This window comes from Pseudomonas sp. MWU12-2345 (assembly GCF_023242385.1).
Lineage (GTDB): Bacteria > Pseudomonadota > Gammaproteobacteria > Pseudomonadales > Pseudomonadaceae > Aquipseudomonas > Aquipseudomonas gingeri_D.
Genome location: NZ_JALLJA010000001.1, coordinates 284,443 through 303,014, shown reverse-complemented (window position 1 = coordinate 303,014; position 18,572 = coordinate 284,443). Strand labels below are relative to the sequence as shown.

Below are 18,572 nucleotides of genomic sequence, written 5' to 3'. Positions count from 1 at the left end.
ATTTGCGCGGCCACACAGATTACCTGAATCGCCGCTGTCTATTGAGCAAAAACAACAGGTCGTTCATCTCTTCTTCATAGGCTTTTCACATTTGGGCGTTTACCGTAGAATCCTGCCCGCGCTTCGGGCCAGGGAATTGATAAAAATCATGAACATAACGCTGCAATGCAGCTTTGACATTTCATTTTTTTAGGCTTAAATCGCCGCATGTCTTTTATTACCCCTGTATCATCCCACGGTCATGCCTCTATGCTTGTCCGCATAAAAGGTATCGTTCATTGTGCCCGAGCGTTGAGTCCGGCATGCTATCGGCTGGCTTGAAGCATCGCCGCACCATTGAAACCATTCTGGAAAGAAGCCTTTGAAACCTTATCCAATTCAGCGCGTGTCGATCGTTATCCCGGTCTATAACGAAGAACAGAGCCTGCCAGAACTGTTGCGCCGCACCGAGGCGGCCTGTTCGCAGTTGACCCAGGATGTCGAAATCATCCTGGTCGACGACGGCAGCCGTGATCGCTCCGCCGACATTCTCCAGGAAGCCGCCGAGCGTGAAGGCAGCCAGGTCATCGCCGTGATCCTGAACCGCAACTACGGTCAGCACGCCGCGATCATGGCCGGCTTCGAGCAATCCACCGGTGATGTGGTCATCACCCTGGACGCCGACCTGCAGAACCCGCCGGAAGAAATTCCGCGTCTGGTGGAACAGTGTGCCCTGGGCTTCGACGTGGTCGGCACCGTGCGCAACAATCGCCAGGACTCGGCCCTGCGCCGCTGGCCGTCGCGCCTGATCAACATGGCCGTGCAACGTTCCACCGGCGTCGCCATGAGCGACTACGGCTGCATGTTGCGCGCCTATCGCCGGACCATCGTCGATGCGATGCTGGCCTGCCGCGAGCGCAGCACCTTTATCCCGATCCTGGCCAACAGTTTTGCCCGGCACACCACCGAAGTACTGGTGCAGCACGCCGAGCGCGAGCACGGTGACTCGAAATACAGCCCGATGCGCCTGATCAACCTGATGTTCGACCTGGTCACCTGCATGACCACCACGCCCCTGCGGCTGTTGAGCATCATCGGTTTCACCATGGCCGGTCTCGGCGCCCTGTTCGCCATCCTGCTGGTGGTGCTGCGCCTGATCTTCGGCGCCGCCTGGGCCGGTGACGGTTCGTTCGTGCTGTTTGCTATCCTGTTCGTCTTTACCGGCGGCCAGTTCATCGGCATGGGGCTCCTGGGTGAATACCTGGGCCGCATGTACAGTGACGTGCGCGCACGTCCGCGCTTCTTCATCGAGAAAGTGCTGCGTAGCCAGCCGTCTCCTGCCAGCGCTGCTGGTGATACCCCTTCTACTACTACCTCCAATCAGGTCGCACCATGAATCCGAAAGTTGTCGTCTTCGCCTATCACGATATTGGTTGCACCGGCATCGAGTCCCTGCTCGCCGCAGGTTACGACATCGCCGCAGTGTTCACCCATGCCGACGACCCGAAGGAGAACGCCTTCTACGGTTCCGTAGCGCAACTCTGTGCTCGCAAGGGCATTACCGTGCACGCCCCGGAAGATGCCAACCATCCTCTGTGGATCGAGCGCATTGCCAAGCTGAGCCCGGACTACATCTTCTCGTTCTACTACCGCAACCTGTTGAGCGAAGAGCTGCTGGCCACCGCCAAGAACGGCGCGTTCAACCTGCACGGCTCCCTGCTGCCGCGCTACCGCGGTCGCGCACCGGCCAACTGGGTGCTGGTCAACGGCGAAACCGAAACCGGCGTGACCCTGCACCGCATGGTCAAGCGTGCCGATGCCGGTGGCATCCTGGCGCAGAACCGCGTCGCCATCGACCGTGCCGACACCGCCCTGACCCTGCACACCAAGCTGCGTGACAGCGCTGCAGCCCTGCTGGGTGAAGCCCTGCCACAACTGGCTGCCGGCAAACTGAGCGAAACCGCCCAGGACGAGTCCAAGGCCACCTACTTCGGTCGCCGTACCCCGGCTGACGGCAAGCTGGTCTGGAAAAAGCCTGCCGAAGAGCTGTTCAACCTGGTCCGCGCCGTGACCCAACCTTACCCGGGTGCCTTCTGCGCCGTGGGCGAGCACAAGCTGATCGTCTGGAGCGCCGAAGTCGTCAAGGGCAACGAAGGTCAGGCCCCTGGCCGTGTGATCAGCGTCGACCCATTGCGCATCGCTTGCGGTGAAGACTCCCTGGTGATCAAGGCCGGTCAGCGCAACGACGCCGGCCTCTTCCTCAGCGGCCCGCAACTGGCCAACGAACTGGGCCTGGTGGACGGTTCCTTCCTGCGTGGCGCCGAGTCGGGCCGCAAGCCACGTCGTACCCGCGTACTGATCCTGGGCGTCAACGGCTTCATCGGTAACCACCTGTCCGAGCGCCTGCTGCGTGACGACAAGTACGACGTCTACGGTCTGGACATCGGCTCCGACGCCATCGAGCGCCTGCGCAGCCACCCGAACTTCCACTTCGTCGAAGGCGATATCAGCATCCACTCCGAGTGGATCGAGTATCACATCAAGAAGTGCGACGTGGTCCTGCCGCTGGTGGCCATCGCCACCCCGATCGAATACACCCGCAACCCGCTGCGCGTATTCGAACTGGACTTCGAAGAAAACCTGAAGCTGGTTCGCTACTGCGTCAAGTACAACAAGCGCGTGATCTTCCCGTCGACTTCCGAAGTCTACGGCATGTGCCAGGACGAGAACTTCGACGAAGACACCTCGAACCTGATCGTTGGCCCGATCAACAAGCAGCGCTGGATCTACTCGGTCTCCAAGCAACTGCTGGACCGCGTGATCTGGGCTTACGGCGCCAAGGGCCTGAACTTCACCCTGTTCCGTCCGTTCAACTGGATGGGTCCACGTCTGGACCGTCTGGATTCGGCGCGTATCGGCAGCTCCCGTGCCATCACCCAGCTGATCCTGAACCTGGTGGAAGGTACTCCGATCCGTCTGTTCGACGGCGGCGAGCAGAAGCGCTGCTTCACCGACATCGCCGACGGCATCGAGGCCCTGGCCCGTATCGTCGACAACGAGAACGACTGCTGCAACGGCCAGGTCATCAACATCGGTAGCCCGGACAACGAAGCCAGCATCCGTCAGCTGGGCGAAGAACTGCTGCGTCAGTTCGAAGCTCACCCGCTGCGCAGCAACTTCCCTCCGTTCGCCGGTTTCCGCGACGTGGAAAGCAAGGCGTTCTACGGTACTGGCTACCAGGACGTGTCGCACCGCAAACCAAGCGTCGAAAACGCCAAGCGCCTGCTGAACTGGGAGCCGACCGTCGAGATGAGCGAAACCATCGGTAACACCCTGGACTTCTTCCTGAAAGAAGCCATGCTCGAAATCGCGGACAAGCGCTGATGCAGGCTGGACTTCGCATCGATGTGGACACCTATCGCGGCACCCGTGAAGGGGTACCGCGGTTGCTGGAACTGCTCGACGAGGCCCAGGTCAAGGCGACGTTCTTCTTCAGCGTTGGACCGGACAACATGGGGCGCCACTTGTGGCGCCTCATCAAACCCCAGTTCCTCCTGAAGATGCTGCGTTCCAAGGCTGCCAGTCTTTATGGCTGGGACATCTTGCTGGCCGGCACTGCCTGGCCAGGCAAGCCGATCGGTCGGGATCTGGGGCATCTGATGCGCCAGACCCTGGCCGCCGGCCATGAGGTCGGCCTGCACGCCTGGGATCACCACGGCTGGCAGGCCAACGCCGGGCGCTGGAGCGAAGCCGAACTGATCGAACAGATCCGTCGCGGCGTCGATTGCCTGAGCGATATCACCGGGCAAGCCGTCGAATGTTCGGCCACCGCCGGTTGGCGGGCGGACGAGCGTGTCGTGCAAGCCAAGGAGCATTTCGGTTTTCGCTATAACAGCGACTGCCGCGGGCACGGTCTGTTTCTGCCACGGTTGGCGGATGGCAGCCTGGGGACCCCGCAAATTCCCGTGGACCTGCCTACCTTCGACGAAGTCGTGGGTGCGGATCTGGCCGCGAAAGATTTCAATGCGTTCATTCTCGACCGGTTCAGTCCGGCGCGCCTGAATGTCTACACGATTCACGCAGAAGTAGAAGGGATTCTGATGGCAAACGAGTTTCGCCAGCTCCTGGCCCAGGCCAAGGCGCGCGATATCGAGTTCCAACCCCTGGTCAATCTATTGCCGGCCCAACTGGACCGCCTGCCCGCAGGGCAATTGGTCCGTGGCACCCTCGGCGGCCGTGAAGGCTGGCTTGGGGTACAGCAGGGATGACCAGGCGCTGGGCTTTGCCGTTGCTGTTTCTCGCTTTTCTGCTGTTCTACCTCCTGCCACTGGTCACCCATGGCATGTGGATTCCCGACGAAACCCGCTACGCCCAGATCGGCCAGGAAATGCTCCGGCACGGCCACTGGGCGTCGCCGCATTTCATGGACCTGCGCTACTTCGAAAAACCCATCGCCGGCTACTGGATGATCGCCATCGGTCAGGCCATTTTCGGTGAGAACTTTTTCGGCGTGCGTTTCGCTTCGGCCCTGAGCACCGGGCTGAGCGTGCTGCTGGTCTATCTGATTGCCGGACGCCTGTGGAACGACGAACGCAAGCAGTTTGCCTGCGCCGCGTTGTACATGAGCTTCGGCCTGATCGCCGGGCAAGCCGGGTATGCCAACCTCGATCCGCAGTTCACCTTCTGGGTCAACCTGAGCTTCGTCGCCCTGTGGTTCGCCATCGACGGCAGTACCCCACGGGCACGCCTGTGGTCTTGGGTGGGCCTGGGCCTGGCCTGCGGCATGGGTTTCATGACCAAGGGTTTCCTCGCCCTGCTGTTGCCGGTGCTGATCGCCCTGCCCTACATGATCTGGCAGAAGCGTTTTCGCGAACTGGTGGTTTATGGCCTGGTGGCCGTGGTCGTGGCCACGCTGATCAGCCTGCCCTGGGTCCTGGCGGTTCACCTCCAGGAACCGGACTACTGGCGTTTCTTCTTCTGGCACGAGCATATCCGTCGTTTTGCCGCCGAAGACGCGCAACACACCCGGCCTTGGTGGTTCTACCTGCCGATGATCGTGGCTTCCAGCCTGCCATGGGCAGTGCTGTTCCCGGTGACCCTGAAGGACGCCTGGCGTACCAAGGGTCAGCGCATCACCGTGTTCCTGCTGCTCTGGCTGTTGCTGCCACTGGCGTTCTTCAGCCTCAGCCGCGGCAAGCTGCCGACCTACATCATGCCGTGCCTGATGCCCCTGGCGTTGCTGATGGGGCATTCGCTGATGGATCGCATCAAGCTTGCCCAAGGCCAGGTTCCTCGTCTCAACGGCCTGCTCAACCTGGTGTTGGGCCTGGCGGGACTGGCGGCACTGGTGTATTTCCAGATCAAGCAGCCGTTCTACGATAACGAGCCGTTGCACCTGACCCTGCTCTGCGTGTTCATCGGCAGCTGGATCCTGGTCAATCTCCTGCCCCTGCTCAAGCCGCTGACCTTCTGGGCCACCCCGGCGCTGGGCATGGGCATGCTGGTATTGCTGCTGCCGGCGGCGATGCCGAACGTCATCGTGCACAACAAGATGCCCGACCAGTTCATCGCCCACCATGCCGAAGAGTTGAGCCAGAGCCGCCACTTCCTGAGCAATGACCTGGGTGCCGCTTCGGCGCTGGCCTGGCGCATGAAACGCAGCGATATCACCCTCTACAACACCCAGGGTGAATTGCAGTACGGCCTGGGTTATCCCGAGACCGCCGGTCGCGCTCAGGATCTGAGCCAGATCCAGGCCTGGATGGACAACGCCCGGCGTGAAGGCCAGGTCGGTGTGGTGATGCGCGTCAAGGATGAGGACGAACTGCACGAGATCGACCTGCTGCCCAAGGATCATGTTCGCTATGAAGAAGGCAACATGGTTATCCTGATTTTTTCGAAGACCACCCCATGACCCTGATCTTGTTGCTCAGCGCTTGCTTGCTGACGTGCCTGGGCCAGGTCGCGCAGAAGTTCGCCGTCGAAAGCTGGCGCGGCCCGGACCTGGGCATCCTGCACAAACTGCGTTCGCCCTGGCTGTGGCTGGCCCTGGCCAGCCTCGGTTTCGGCCTGCTGGTCTGGCTGCTGGTCCTGCAACGGCTGGAGGTCGGGATTGCCTATCCGATGCTCAGCCTGAACTTTGTCCTGATCACCCTGGTGGCGCACTACCTGTTCAAGGAGTCGATCGACACCCGCCATTGGTTGGGCGTGGCGTTGATCATCGCCGGTGTGGTCCTGTTGGGGCGTCACGTATGAGCCAGGCTCGCGGTTTTACCCTGGCCACCGGCAGCGTCCTGCTGGTCAGCGGTGCCCAGTTGGGCATGCGTTGGAGCATGACCCGCCTGCCGGAACCGACACAGTGGCTGGACGCCCTGATGACTCAGGACGTATCGTTACTCGCCTTGGGTGTAGTGGCGGCATCGATCCTCGCCTACGCCCTGTCCATGCTTTGCTGGCTGGCCGCCTTGCGCGACCTGCCATTAGGCCGTGCCTACTCGTTGCTCAGCGTCAGTTACGCGCTGGTCTACCTGCTGGCCGCCGGCCTGCCGTTTTTCAATGAAAGCTTCAGTCTTTCGAAATCGCTGGGAGTGGCCCTGGTCATTCTCGGCGTGCTAACGATCAACTCTCCACGTATACCCCGTCCTAGGGACTCCGTATGAAAATCAGCGTAATTGGTAGCGGTTATGTCGGTCTGGTGCAGGCGACTGTGCTGGCCGAAGTCGGTCATGATGTCGTCTGCATGGACGTCGACCAGAACAAGATCGACTTGCTGCGTAAAGGCCACATCCCCATCTTCGAACCAGGGCTGGAGACCATGGTCAAGAGCAACCTGGAAAGCGGCCGCCTGCACTTCACCAGCGACGAAAAGCTGGCGATCGAGCATGGCCAGGTGCTGTTTATCGCCGTCGGCACGCCGTCGGACGAAGACGGTTCGGCTGACCTCAAGTACGTCCTCTCGGTGGGCGATGCCGTGGTCCGTCACCGCGTCGATCCGCTGATCCTGGTGGAAAAATCCACCGTTCCGGTAGGCACCGGCGACACCCTGCGCGCGCACATTCAAGCCGCCCTGGACAAAGTCGGCCGGACCCTGGAATTCGATATCGTCTCCAACCCGGAATTCCTCAAGGAAGGTTCGGCGGTGGAAGACTGCCGTCGTCCGGACCGGATCGTCATCGGCTGCGAGCGTGAAGAAGTCCGCGAAGTGATGCGCGACCTCTACGCCCCGTTCAACCGCAACCATGACCGCATCATGTTCATGGACCTGCGCAGCGCCGAGCTGACCAAGTACGCCGCCAACTGCATGCTGGCGACCAAGATCAGCTTTATCAACCAGATCGCCGAACTGGCCGAACACCTGGGCGCGGACATCGAAGCCGTGCGTATGGGCATCGGCGCCGACCAGCGCATCGGTTACCACTTCATCTACCCGGGCTGCGGCTACGGCGGTTCGTGCTTCCCGAAAGACATGCGCGCCCTGATCCACAGCGCCCAGGCGGCCAACTGCTCGAGCGACCTGCTGCAAGCGGTCGAAGCGATCAACGAGCGTCAGAAGCACAAGCTGTTCGACCGCCTGAACGCGTTCTACAAGGGTGACCTGAAAGGCAAGACCTTCGCCCTCTGGGGCCTGGCGTTCAAGCCGAACACCGACGATATGCGCGACGCACCGAGCCGCGTGCTGATGGAAGCCCTGTGGGCGGCCGGCGCCCAGGTTCGCGCGTTCGACCCGGAAGCCATGCAGGAAACCCAGCGCATCTATCCGGATGAGCCGGGCCTGTCGCTGATGGGCACGCCGGAATCGGCACTGGTCGGCGCCGATGCGCTGATCATCTGCACCGAATGGCAGCAGTTCAAGGCGCCGGACTTCGAACTGATCAAGCAGCGCCTGAAAGCGCCGGTGATCTTCGACGGCCGTAACCTGTTCGACGCCAACCGCATGCAGCGCAAAGGTTTCACCTACTTTGCGATCGGTCGCGGTGCGTCGCTGGACCTGCCGGTGACCCGTCACGGTCTGGAATGATGCCCTGACCCTTGCATAGGGTTACTGAGCAAACAAACGACGCGGTCATTTCGAAAAAATGACCGCGTTTTCGTTCCTAACGGGCTTGCCCGTTGTTTTAGGTCCACGGCCGTGACATTGACGTCCTCATCCCGTAACACCCTGAATCGCCAATCCCTCGGCCTGGGCCTGATCGCCCTGCTGCTGTTTATCGCCGGCGTCTATCAGCAAGCCGCCATCGGTTTCGACTCGCGCTTCGTGCTGTTCGCCGAGGAAATGCTGCGCCATGGTCCGAGTTTCTTCCCGACCACCTATGGCGAGCCGTATCCGGACTATTCGGCATTTTCCACCCTGTTGATCTGGTTGCTGTCGCTGCCGTTCGGCTCGGTCAACGCCCTCGCCGCCTGGCTGCCGAGCGCCCTGGCCTCGGCCTGGATCGTGGTGCTGATGTACCGGCTGGTGGCCCCGCATTCGCCCCGTTGGGCGCTGCTGAGCATTGCCTTGCTGTTGCTGACCAATAATTTCCTGATCGAAACCCGCGCGGTGTCCCTCGACCAGATGCTCGCCGCCGTGTCCCTGGCGGTGTTCTACCTGGGTTATGCCGCCAAATACTACGGCGCGCCGAAACGCAGCGTGCTGCTCCTGGCACTGCTGGTGCTCGGCTTTGCCATTCGCGGCCCCATGGGCCTGGTGATCCCCACCGGCATGCTGTGCAGCTTCTACCTGCTCAGCGGTCAATGGCGCCGGTTGTTCGTGTTTGGCTTCCAGGCCCTGTTCCTGCTGGCAGCCTGCATCGGCCTGCTGTTGTGGCTGGCTTCGCTCGATGGCGGCCCGGCCTTCCTCCAGGAAGTGATCCGTATGCAGTTCACCGGCCGCATGGACGGCTCGGCGGGCTCCAGCGGTACGCTGTATTACTTCAGCAGCGCTTTTGGCAACTACGCCCTGGCTTATCCATTGGCCGTGCTGGTTCTGGTTGCCATTCTGGCAACCGGTCGCCAGCATCGTGGGCCGGCCTTGCAACTGACCCTCTACGCGGTCGCGGCCGGCTTGATCGTGATGCTCGGCCTGTCGGTGCCCCAGGCGAAAAAAGCCCGCTATATCCTGCCGATGGTACCGATGGCGGCGATCATTGCCGCCTATCCGTTCCAGGTCGGGAAAGGCCGTCTGTTTGCCTGGCTGCGTGGGCTGATCCAGGGTCTCTGGTTGATCCTGCCGGGCCTGCTGATTGTCGGGATGTTCATGTTGCACCGGCGCTTCCCTGAAGAACTGCCAACCCTGGGCGTCGCGCCCTATCTGGTCGGGGCCTTGCAACTGATCGCCGTGGTGGCGTTGTTCAACGCCCGCTGGCGCGCGCTCGGGCTGGCCGGTTGTGCGGTGCTGGCGCTGTGGAGCAGCTATATCCTGATTGTCGAGCCGACCGAACGCGTCGCCTACGATACCCGCGCCTTTACCCAGGCGACCCAGCAGTTGATGCAAAAGGATCCTGCGCCGCTGGTCATGCACGCGGTGGGCAAGGATGGACGGGCGATCAAGTTCATGGTCAATGCCGAGGGCGATCTGCAGCCGATCTTCACCGAAACGCCTGAGCAGCTTCAGGGCGTGGCGCGACCGGCGTGGGTGATGATGGGCAAGGATCAGTATGACGCACTGAAAGGCACGGCTATCGGCGATCTGACGCCAGTACTCAGCCAGCGGTTCGACAAGAACGATTATGTGTTGTTGAAGCTACCGTAGAACCTGTGGGAGCCTGGCTTGCCAGAAAGGCTTTGAGCGATCTTAAGGGCCTTTTCGCGGGCAAGCCCTGCTCCTACAGTTCGGTGTCGTACACAAGATCAGCAAACGACGACTCACTGTAGGAGCAGGGCTTGCCCGCGAAGCTTTTGGCGGCCTGGAGGCTGCTATCGTTTCCTGTATTACAGCATCAGGCGATAACTACACTCGCCCCCTTCAGCACATCCAGCCCTACCCCCACCAACGTCACCGAATCCGACCCGAAGGTCAGCACAGTGTCGTGTCCCACCACCTTGGCGTGGTCCTGGATAGTGTGTCCCTGGGAATCGGCATACCCCATGAACACCAGTTTGTCGGAAGCCTGGAAGCCGGTGATCTTGTCCTGGCCGAACGATCCGTTGAAGCCGTTGAACAGGAAGGTATTGCCCCCGCCCTTCGCATCCATCAGGTCATTGCCGGCACCACCGATAAACACGTTCCCCCCCTTGATCGCGCCAATCAGATGATCGTCGCCGCCATTACCCAACAGCCACTCCCCCGAAGACTTCGCCGTCAGGGTATCGGCCCCATCGCTGCCGACCTGCGAGTTGACGTAACTCCCCTCGGACAAGCTCTGGTTGCCCACCACATGGGCCACGTCCTTGTTGAAGAACACCAGGCTCGACTCCTTGCTGACCAGGGTGCCGATATTCTGGGCAATGGTGATCCCGCCGCTGGCATCACGGATATACAAGGTGCCGTGGCCGTCATTGGCGATATCGAAGCTGGCCAGGGATTTCTGCAGATCGAAGGTGTTGTTGCCCTTGCCGCCGAGAATGATGTTGTAGCCACCGTCATCGCGGAAGGTATCGTTACCGCCGCGTCCCTCGATGTAATCGTTGCCACGCCCTCCCTTGAGCAGATCGTTGGCGTCGCTACCGATGATAAAGGTGCTGCCACTATGGGTTTCGGCATTGCGATTGAGATCCTGCACCCAGGTCTTGTCCCGCGCCGGATCCGACAGGTTGGCGACGATGATGGTCGAGTCCTTGCTGGTCAGGTTGTAGAACTGCGACCCCAGCACCCGATTCAAGCCATCGCCATAGGCCGTCGGCAGATGGGAAATCCAGGTGGCGACGTTACCGATGGAAAACGGCAGCACATTCCAGGCATCGGACGCGTAATGGTCGTTGAAGCTGACGATATTATTGGTCGCAGAGGCCTTGTTGGCATCGTGCACACCCAGGGTTGCCAGGGTCAGGTTGGAGCCGTCGAGGGCGCGGAACACCGGGTCGTTTTCATAACCGATATTCAGCACCTGGGTGCCCGGGCCGCTCTGGGTCGGTGAAGCAAAGGCGATGTAGTTGGCATCCTTGTAGAAACCACCCCAGTGGTCCTTGCTCAGGTCGGCCACGCTGTTGACCGCCAGCCCGCCGAGGCTGTGGCCGCTGACCAGCACATCCTTGCCGGAAAGACCGTTGGCCGCGGCAAAGGTCGCCACGCTCTTGAGCAGGCCTTCGAAGGCATTGGCGCTGTAGTTCTTCGCGTAATCCTTGGGTCCGATGGCCGCCAGCAAGTCGTTGATCGCATCGCCGATGGTGTCGCTGATCTGGCTTTCCCGCGGCCCGCTGGTGCCACGGAAGGACACACCGATCTCGGTCAGGTGCCCGCTGGCGTCGTACTTGCCGAGGATTTCCGCCTGCGCCGTGGTGTAGCCGGCCTTCTCGCCATAGAAGGTGCCGCGGGCATCGGTCTTGCCGCCGTAGCCCAGTTGCGCGGCACTGATGGGTGTCCAGCCGGCGGCCTTCACCGCCGCCAGCGCGGCTTTCTCCGAGTCCGGGTTCCAGGGGATCCCGGGGATGACCCCCTGGGCATCCGTGCCGCCGATCAGGGCCTTGACCAGGGTCGCCGGCAGGCCGAGACCGAAGCCGTTCTGCTGGTAGCCCACGGCAAAGCCGTTATCGAGGTTGTGGTAGGAGTACAAGGTGATCGCCATTGCATCGGAATACAGTGTTTTCGAAGCCTCGGCCCCTAGGTTTTTATAGTCAAACACACCCATGGTATTGCCTCCTTGCTGGTTGGAATCATTGTCGTATGAAGGCCTCATCGACCCTGGCCAGGTCGGTTTCGCGCAAAGTGCCCGCGTAGTAATGCAATTTGGTCCAGGCCATCAGGTAGTCGTAGCGCGCCTGGGCCAGGTCGCGCCGGGTGCTGTAGAGCTGCTGCTCGGCGTTCAGCGCATCGAGGTTGACCCGCTCGCCACCGAGGATGCTCTGCTTGGTCGAGACCACCAGGGCTTCGGCCGAACTCAAGGCCTTCTGATAGGCGCGCAACTTGCTCACCCCCGACAGGCAGGCACTGAACTGACGACGCAGCTCGATCAGGGTTTCGCGGGTCTTGCCGTCCAGTTCGTATTCGGCCTGTTCCAGATTGGCGCTGGCCTGGCGCACCGACGCCGAGACGCCGCCACCGGCGAACAACGGCACGTTCACCTCGAAACCGATGGTGTTGGTGTCGTAGCGCTGGTTGTAGGTGTTGCCGCTGTCGGACTCGCTCTTGCGCACGCTGGCGTAGGCATTGAGCTTGGGCAAGTGCCCGGCGCGGTTGCGCTCCACTTCATAATGGGCCACTTCCAGGGCCTGGCGCTGGGACGCCAGGGTCGGGTTGTTCTCCAGGGCCATGGCGTGCCAGGTGTCGAAGTTGGCCGGCTCCAGGGGAAACGACTGGAAGGTCCGGGCCAGTGGCGCCAGTTCGGAAACATCCACCGACGCTACGCCGATCAGCGCCCCCAGTTCACGCAGGGCGGCATCCTGTTCGTTGCGGGCTTCGATTTCCTCGGCGGTGGCCAGCTCGAAACGCGACTCGGCTTCGAGAATATCGGTGCGTGTGCCCTCGCCCTGGCGGAACAGATGCTCGTTCTGCTGGAACTGCTCCCCATAAGCTTTCTTGCGGGCCTGGGCGATCTCGATCTGGTCCTGGGCAAACAACGCCTTGGTGTAATAGGTCAGGACCCGCACCAGCAGTTCCTGGCTCTTGCCGCGAAAGGTTTCATCGGCGAACAACGCCTGGGCCACGCCCTTGCGGTAATTGGCGTAGGCCTCGTAGTCGATCAGCGGTTGTTGCAGCATCAGCGTCGAGCCCGAGCTGGTGTAGTGACGGTCCTCGTGGGAGTTGCCCCGTTCGCTGAGGTAGGTGGCCCGCGAATCGTTACGACCCTGGTTGTAGTTATAGGAAATCTTCGGCAGCAGGCCGGCCCGGCCAATGGCGCGGTTTTCCTGGCCGGCATCGCGCTCCTTGAGCGCGCCGAGGAATACCGGGTCATTGCGCAGCGCCTGCTCATACACCTGGAACGGCCCCATGGCCTGGCTGCCGGTGCTGACCAACAGGGACAGCGTTGCCACGATCATCGACAGTGTCTTCATTCGGTGAAACATCCTATTGCTCGGTCAGCGCGGAACCCGCGCGGTCCAGCAGGGGTTTGAACAGATAGTTGAGCAGCGAGCGCTCGCCGGTCCGCACGAACATCTCGGCGGGCATGCCCGGCTTGATCACCAGCCCGTGGAGTTTTTCCAGGGCCATGTCGCTCACCGACGTGCGCAGCACGTAATACGGCGCGCCGGTCTTCTCATCGAGCAACTGGTCGGCGGAGATCAGGCTGACTTCGCCGGGCACCCGTGGCGTGCGGCTCTGGTTGAAGGCGGTGAACAGGATGTCCACCGGCAGATGGCTGCCGACCTTGTCCACCAGGTTGACCGGCAGGTGCCCCTCGACTTCCAGGCGTTCGCCCTGGGGCACGATCTCCAGCAGGGTTTCCCCGGCACGGATCACCGCGCCTTCGGTGTGCACGCTGAGGTTGACCGCGATGCCCTCCGCCGGCGCGACGATCTCGCTGTGCTGCAAATTGAAATCCGCCGAGCGCAGCTGCTGCTCCAGGGTCAGGCTCTTGAGCTGGGCCTCTGCCAGTTGGCCGCGCACTTCCTTCTGGTACTCCTCGCTGTGCTGGGAGAGCTTGAGACGCGACTCGACAATGCCCTGCTCGACCCGCCCGCTTTCGCCGCTGTTCTGCGCCAGGTCCTGTTGCACCTGGGACAGCTGGCGCTGGTAGTCCAGCAGGCGGTTGCGCGGGATATAGCCGTTGTCCGCCAGGGGCTTGAGGTTGTCCAACTGGCTGCGCAGGGAGTCGGCGCGGGCCAGCATGTCGTTGCGCGCGCGACGCATACCGGCCAGTTGCGAGCCGGCGCCGTCGATACTGGCGCGAATACCGGCCTGCTCCCGGGAAAAGGCTTCGCGACGGCTGCTGAACAGTTGCCGCTGGCCTTCGAGCACCAGCGCCAGGGGCGGGTCGGCCTCCGCGCTCAACTCGGGCGGAAACACCACCCGGGGCAGGTTGTCGCGCTCGCTCTGCCAACGCGCCTGGCTGGCCCAGGCCATGCGGTACTGGGCCCGCAACGATTGCACATCGGCCGACAATTGCGTCTGGTCGAGGCGAAACAGCGGCTGGCCCTGATGCACCACTTGCCCTTCGCGCACCAGGATCCGGCTGACCACGCCGCCGCCGAGGGATTGCACGGCCTTGCGCTTGCCGGATACCACCACGGTGCCCTGCACGGCAATGCCCTGGTCCAGCGGCGCCAGGGCCGCCCAGAGAAAGAAGCCGCCGGCACCCAGGAGGGCCAACAACCAGCCCATACGGGCAAAGAACCGGGCATCACGTTCCCGGTATTCAACAGGGGTACTGATCTGCATTGTGCTGTCCTTGCTCATGCGCCGCTACTGCGCGTCGGCGCGGGATACTGTCGGCTCAGGCTGACGCCCGCCGGGGTGGCTGCCTCGCGGGCCGGTTGCGGCGCGGGTTGGGCGCCGGCCGACAGTGCCTTGAGCACATCGGCACTGCTGCCGAAGGCTTGCAGGCGGCCTTCGTTGAGCACCAGCAACTTGTCCGCCTGGGTCAGGGAGGTGGAACGGTGGGTCACCAGGACCACTGTGCTGCCCCCCGCCTTGAGCAGGGCAATCGCCTGGGTCAGGGCGGTTTCCCCGACCACATCGAGGTTGGAATTGGGCTCATCCAGCACCACCAGGCGCGGGCCGCCATACAACGCGCGGGCCAGCGCCACCCGCTGCTTCTGCCCGCCGGACAGGCCGCTGCCGTCTTCTCCCAGCAGTGTGTCGTAGCCCTGGGGCAGGCGCAGGATCAGCTCGTGCACACCGGCCTGACGTGCCGCCTCGACCACTTTCGCCGAGTCGACCTCGGCAAACCGCGCGATATTTTCGGCAATGGTGCCGCTGAACAACTCGATGTCCTGGGGCAAATAACCAATATGCGGACCGAGGTCGTCGCGGTCCCAGCGGTGCAGGTCGGCACCGTCCAGGCGCACGGTGCCGCCCAGGGTCGGCCAGACGCCCACCAGCACCCGGGCCAGGGTAGACTTGCCCGAGCCCGAGGCACCGAGCACCCCCAGCACCTCGCCGGGAGCCAGGCTGAAACTCACCTGGTGCAGGGTCGCGACACGCTTGCCCGGCGGTCCGGCGCTGACCTGTTCAAAGGCCACCTGGCCCTGGGGAGCAGGCAGGCTCATCTGGCCTTCTGTCTCGGGGAACTCACGCAACAGGCCGTCCAGGCGCTGATAGGCGAGCTTGGCCGTGCTCCACTGTTTCCACACCGCAATCAACTGGTCGATGGGGCTGAGCACCCGGCCCATAAGGATCGAGCCGGCGATCATCATCCCGGCGGTCATCTCACCCTTGATCACCAGCAGCGCCCCCAGGCCCAGCACCAGCGATTGCAGGCACAGGCGCAACATCTTGCTCAGGGAAGTAATCACCGCCCCGGTATCGCTGGCGCGGTTCTGCCGTGCCAGAAATCGCGAGTGCACCTGGAACCAGCGCCTGCGCAAGGCCCCGAGCATGCCCATGGCCTGGATCGTCTCGGCGTTGTGCAGATGACTGGTGGCCAACTGAGTCGAGCGTTGCGAATAACCGCTGGCTTCGCTCAAGGGCTTTTTGGTCATGGACTCGTTGAGGCAGGCCAGGGCGATCAGCAACAAGGCCCCGACACTGGCGAACACCCCCAGCCAGGGATTGAACAGGAAGATCACCAGCAGGTAGATGGGAAACCACGGTGCGTCGAAAAAGGCGAACAGGGCCGGGCCGGTGAGAAACTGGCGAATCTGCGTCAGGTCGCCGAGGGACTGGCCGGCATGCCCTTCGCCGCGCAACAGGTTGCGCTCGAAGGCCGCCTGGTAGACCCGCAGGTTCAAGCGCCGCTCCAGGGCGCTGCCGATGCGGATCACGATAAAACTGCGGACCACTTCCAGCAGCCCGATAAAGGCAAAGAACCCCACCACCATCAGGGTCAGCATGACCAGGGTGGTTTCGTTCTGGGAGGTCAATACCCGGTCATAGACCTGGAGCATGTAAATCGAAGGCACCAGCATCAGCAGATTGATCAACGCGGTGAAACAACCGACGCTGAGCAACACACTTTTATAATCGCCGAGCACACGGATCAAAGGTGTCCCGGACATCATTTTCGGCGGGTTCATCTCTCTTCCTTGAAGTTTACGCACAGCCGGATACGCACCTTTATTCGATGGCCGGCGAGCCGCTCGGGAATATAGGTACTTTCAATAGGAGTCGTTCTTTAGCGACGCATAAAGACTGAACGAGAAAACAACTAACAGGCACAAGGCATCAAGTTGCCGTTTAATCGATTTGCACCTGGATGCTCAGGGCTTATCGCGCACCAGTACCAGAACGCTTCCATTCTTCAAACGCACTTCATAACGATCCGCCTTCTGCCGATTGAGATGGACGATGCCAGTCCCTTCGGCGCCATACAGCCACAGGCCATCGGGGGTCGGTTCCCAGTTGGCCGGGCGTTCGCCCAACCAGCCGGCGATGCACTCCAGGTCGCCACTCAGGCGCGGTGACTGCAACGCCAGGTCAAGCTTGCAGGCCTGGGGGTTCTCACCTTCAGGGTACATCCGCCACTGGCCGACAAGGGCCTCGGGGCTGGTCATGAGCAGGCTGCTCGCCATGGTGACTTCTCCAGAAAACGCCAGAAACGCAGCCATCAGCCACGTCGAATAGGTACTGCGAACAAAGCTCTTGATCATGGGCATGGACTACCTGGCCAGAGGGCAGCGCTGCAGCGCTGCCCCTACCGCATCAACTCAAGCCACGATATCCGTGACCGCTGCCTGACCCACGGTGGTCACCAGGAAATCGGCGACGCCGTGCCCGGAGAAGTCCACCGCCAGGGTACCCAGGTTGGTGCCCGAGGCATACGTCAGTACCGCATCGCCGGCATGGCCGGTGAACGCGTTGACGAAGGTCAGGCCCGAACCATGGGTGATCCCGGACAGATCGATCTTGTCCTGGCCACTGGTGAAGTCCATGATCCGGTCGGCCGCTTTCGGCGCCGAGTCGGAAACGGCGGCGAACACGAAGGTATCGTTGCCCGAACCACCCCAGAGCTTGTCGGCACCGCCAGCCCCGTAGAGGATATCGTTGCCGGCACCGCCACGCAGTTCGTTGGCCGCATCGTTGCCGATCAGCAGGTCGTTGCCCGAACCGCCGACGGCGTTCTCGATCGTGACACCCTGGGCAATGGAGATATTACCCACCATGCCGCCAACGTCGGAGAACGAGCCGTCATGCAGGTTGATCTTCTGGTTCTGGGTGAACCCGGAGAAGTCCAGGGTATCGTTGCCGCCGCCGTCCCAGACCGAGAACACCAGCTTGTCCGAAGACGAAGTGGCGCTCAGGTAGTCGCGACCGGCATTGGAGTTGAACCCATAGGTGGTGTCGCCGGAACGGGTGCTGTAGTTGGCGCCGTAGAGTTTCTGGATCGCCGCGATATCATCCATCAGCGGGCCCGAGGAATAAGCCTCGACCCCGCCTTTGCTGAAGTTCTGGCTGGTGTTGCTTTCGCTCCAGTAGCTCATGACGCTGTAGCCGCGGGTGTCCTGTCCATAGGACGCGTCATTGTAGGTCGGGTTGCCTTCGCCGGCGTTGTAGTCGCCGGGATGAGCCAGGCCGAGGGTATGGCCGATCTCATGGGTCAGGGTCTGGCGACCGTAGTTGTTCAGGCCAGGCGTCTTGTTGACGTTGTAGCCGCTACCGGTCAGGTACCAGGACTGGCCGTCGTAGCCAGGCTCGGTTCCCGGCAGGAAGGCGAATGCCGCCGCGCCTTCCTGCCCGCCGCTGTAGTTACCGAAGGTCATATGACCATCGCCACCCTTCGCCGCCTCCGTGAAGGTCACATTGGCCACGTCCGCCCAGGATTGCATGGAGAGCACGGCCTGCGACTTCTGCAGCGCGCTGAACTGGCTGAACCCGGTGACGCCCAGACCGCTGAAATTCGAGGTCTGGGAAGTCAGGAAGGTATAGGTCAGTTCGATCTTGCCGCTGCCGTCCAGATCGTGCCAGGCGGCACCGTCACGCAGCAGTTGCGTGGCGGCCTGATCGACGGAGTAGGAGGGTTTGCCATTGACCGTGAGATTACCGCCACGGTCGTATTGATGGCTGAAGCTATCGATCTGGTTAAAGGCGGAACTTGTCCCGTTGGCCGCCAGTGCCGCATCAGAAGAAACAATAGCTTTGGTTTTGACTTTCGACATAAACACACTTCCTTGTTTGCAAGTGAAACAGTTTTTGTCAGATAGCGACAATCCCTTGGCGAGATCATCCTATCACTCGCCCTTTTTGAAGGCAGCGAGAAACTGACACAATTTGAAATCAAACGTCCAGCGCTTTTTTGATAACAAATCCCATAAACACCGAAAACACCTACAAACGCTGGACAACGCCATGAAAGTTTTTTCTGACAGTAACGGCCGACTCCCGCAAGCAGACTTTCGGAAAACTTCAAGTCGCAAGAATGCAT

At 61.7% G+C, this 18,572-nt stretch carries 14 protein-coding genes; 8 read left to right on the top strand and 6 right to left on the bottom strand.

Translation table 11 applies throughout. The features are described 5' to 3' along the window. Positions 1–361 precede the first annotated feature (361 nt). The 8 genes from arnC (at position 362) to M5C71_RS01325 (ending at position 9,709) form a co-directional block, all read left to right on the top strand. Positions 362–1,375, top strand: coding sequence for an undecaprenyl-phosphate 4-deoxy-4-formamido-L-arabinose transferase (arnC, locus tag M5C71_RS01360; RefSeq protein WP_103495135.1), 1,014 nt, complete (start codon positions 362–364; stop codon positions 1,373–1,375). Continuing rightward, positions 1,372–3,363: a bifunctional UDP-4-amino-4-deoxy-L-arabinose formyltransferase/UDP-glucuronic acid oxidase ArnA gene (gene arnA / locus M5C71_RS01355; RefSeq protein ID WP_103495134.1), complete on the top strand. Its 1,992-nt coding sequence runs from the start codon at positions 1,372–1,374 to the stop codon at positions 3,361–3,363. Before arnC ends, arnA begins: the two co-directional genes overlap by 4 nt. Beyond that, complete coding sequence (gene arnD, locus M5C71_RS01350) at positions 3,363–4,247, top strand: 4-deoxy-4-formamido-L-arabinose-phosphoundecaprenol deformylase (protein WP_100943353.1); 885 nt, start codon at positions 3,363–3,365, stop codon at positions 4,245–4,247. Before arnA ends, arnD begins: the two co-directional genes overlap by 1 nt. Beyond that, positions 4,244–5,893: a lipid IV(A) 4-amino-4-deoxy-L-arabinosyltransferase gene (gene arnT / locus M5C71_RS01345; protein ID WP_248767052.1), complete on the top strand. Its 1,650-nt coding sequence runs from the start codon at positions 4,244–4,246 to the stop codon at positions 5,891–5,893. The genes arnD and arnT overlap by 4 nt, the downstream gene beginning before the upstream one ends. Then, positions 5,890–6,234, top strand: a complete 345-nt coding sequence (gene arnE / locus M5C71_RS01340) for a 4-amino-4-deoxy-L-arabinose-phosphoundecaprenol flippase subunit ArnE (protein ID WP_103495132.1) — start codon at positions 5,890–5,892, stop codon at positions 6,232–6,234. Before arnT ends, arnE begins: the two co-directional genes overlap by 4 nt. Next, positions 6,231–6,638: a 4-amino-4-deoxy-L-arabinose-phosphoundecaprenol flippase subunit ArnF gene (gene arnF, locus M5C71_RS01335; protein ID WP_103495131.1), complete on the top strand. Its 408-nt coding sequence runs from the start codon at positions 6,231–6,233 to the stop codon at positions 6,636–6,638. Before arnE ends, arnF begins: the two co-directional genes overlap by 4 nt. Further along, positions 6,635–7,996, top strand: a complete 1,362-nt coding sequence (locus M5C71_RS01330) for a UDP-glucose/GDP-mannose dehydrogenase family protein (RefSeq protein ID WP_103495130.1) — start codon at positions 6,635–6,637, stop codon at positions 7,994–7,996. Before arnF ends, M5C71_RS01330 begins: the two co-directional genes overlap by 4 nt. A 117-nt stretch (positions 7,997–8,113) precedes the next feature. Next, positions 8,114–9,709, top strand: coding sequence for a glycosyltransferase family 39 protein (locus tag M5C71_RS01325; RefSeq protein ID WP_103495129.1), 1,596 nt, complete (start codon positions 8,114–8,116; stop codon positions 9,707–9,709). A gap of 187 nt (positions 9,710–9,896) precedes the next feature. Here the strand turns inward: M5C71_RS01325 and M5C71_RS01320 are convergent, their stop codons facing one another. From M5C71_RS01320 to M5C71_RS01295, 6 genes are all read right to left on the bottom strand, one after another. Continuing rightward, positions 9,897–11,744 (bottom strand): polyurethanase, encoded by a 1,848-nt coding sequence (locus tag M5C71_RS01320; protein WP_247263126.1) that lies wholly within the window; start codon positions 11,742–11,744, stop codon positions 9,897–9,899. Between the two features lie 25 nt (positions 11,745–11,769). Next, positions 11,770–13,107 carry a TolC family outer membrane protein gene (locus M5C71_RS01315; protein WP_177099079.1) on the bottom strand — a complete coding sequence of 446 codons (1,338 nt, stop codon included), beginning with the start codon at positions 13,105–13,107 and terminating at the stop codon, positions 11,770–11,772. A 13-nt stretch (positions 13,108–13,120) separates the two neighbouring features. Continuing rightward, on the bottom strand, positions 13,121–14,449 hold the full coding sequence (locus M5C71_RS01310; RefSeq protein WP_103499138.1) for an HlyD family type I secretion periplasmic adaptor subunit: 1,329 nt from the start codon (positions 14,447–14,449) through the stop codon (positions 13,121–13,123). Beyond that, positions 14,446–16,227 carry a type I secretion system permease/ATPase gene (locus M5C71_RS01305; RefSeq protein WP_103499139.1) on the bottom strand — a complete coding sequence of 594 codons (1,782 nt, stop codon included), beginning with the start codon at positions 16,225–16,227 and terminating at the stop codon, positions 14,446–14,448. The genes M5C71_RS01310 and M5C71_RS01305 overlap by 4 nt, the downstream gene beginning before the upstream one ends. A 183-nt stretch (positions 16,228–16,410) precedes the next feature. Continuing rightward, positions 16,411–16,806, bottom strand: a complete 396-nt coding sequence (locus M5C71_RS01300) for a protease inhibitor Inh/omp19 family protein (RefSeq protein ID WP_248767051.1) — start codon at positions 16,804–16,806, stop codon at positions 16,411–16,413. A 51-nt stretch (positions 16,807–16,857) separates the two neighbouring features. After that, the gene (locus M5C71_RS01295) at positions 16,858–18,306 is read right to left on the bottom strand and encodes a serralysin family metalloprotease (RefSeq protein ID WP_103499140.1); all 1,449 of its coding nucleotides are present in this window, start codon (positions 18,304–18,306) and stop codon (positions 16,858–16,860) included. Positions 18,307–18,572: the final 266 nt, after the last annotated feature.

What these genes read in the sequence shown, in the direction of transcription:
- arnA (WP_103495134.1), top strand. Translation starts at nt 1,372, where the DNA reads ATGAATCCGAAAGTTGTCGTCTTCGCCTATCACGATATTGGTTGCACC.
- M5C71_RS01320 (WP_247263126.1), bottom strand. Translation starts at nt 11,744, where the DNA reads ATGGGTGTGTTTGACTATAAAAACCTAGGGGCCGAGGCTTCGAAAACA.
- M5C71_RS01315 (WP_177099079.1), bottom strand. Translation starts at nt 13,107, where the DNA reads ATGAAGACACTGTCGATGATCGTGGCAACGCTGTCCCTGTTGGTCAGC.
- arnD (WP_100943353.1), top strand. Translation starts at nt 3,363, where the DNA reads ATGCAGGCTGGACTTCGCATCGATGTGGACACCTATCGCGGCACCCGT.
- arnT (WP_248767052.1), top strand. Translation starts at nt 4,244, where the DNA reads ATGACCAGGCGCTGGGCTTTGCCGTTGCTGTTTCTCGCTTTTCTGCTG.
- M5C71_RS01305 (WP_103499139.1), bottom strand. Translation starts at nt 16,227, where the DNA reads ATGAACCCGCCGAAAATGATGTCCGGGACACCTTTGATCCGTGTGCTC.
- arnF (WP_103495131.1), top strand. Translation starts at nt 6,231, where the DNA reads ATGAGCCAGGCTCGCGGTTTTACCCTGGCCACCGGCAGCGTCCTGCTG.
- arnE (WP_103495132.1), top strand. Translation starts at nt 5,890, where the DNA reads ATGACCCTGATCTTGTTGCTCAGCGCTTGCTTGCTGACGTGCCTGGGC.
- M5C71_RS01310 (WP_103499138.1), bottom strand. Translation starts at nt 14,449, where the DNA reads ATGAGCAAGGACAGCACAATGCAGATCAGTACCCCTGTTGAATACCGG.
- M5C71_RS01300 (WP_248767051.1), bottom strand. Translation starts at nt 16,806, where the DNA reads ATGCCCATGATCAAGAGCTTTGTTCGCAGTACCTATTCGACGTGGCTG.
- M5C71_RS01295 (WP_103499140.1), bottom strand. Translation starts at nt 18,306, where the DNA reads ATGTCGAAAGTCAAAACCAAAGCTATTGTTTCTTCTGATGCGGCACTG.
- M5C71_RS01330 (WP_103495130.1), top strand. Translation starts at nt 6,635, where the DNA reads ATGAAAATCAGCGTAATTGGTAGCGGTTATGTCGGTCTGGTGCAGGCG.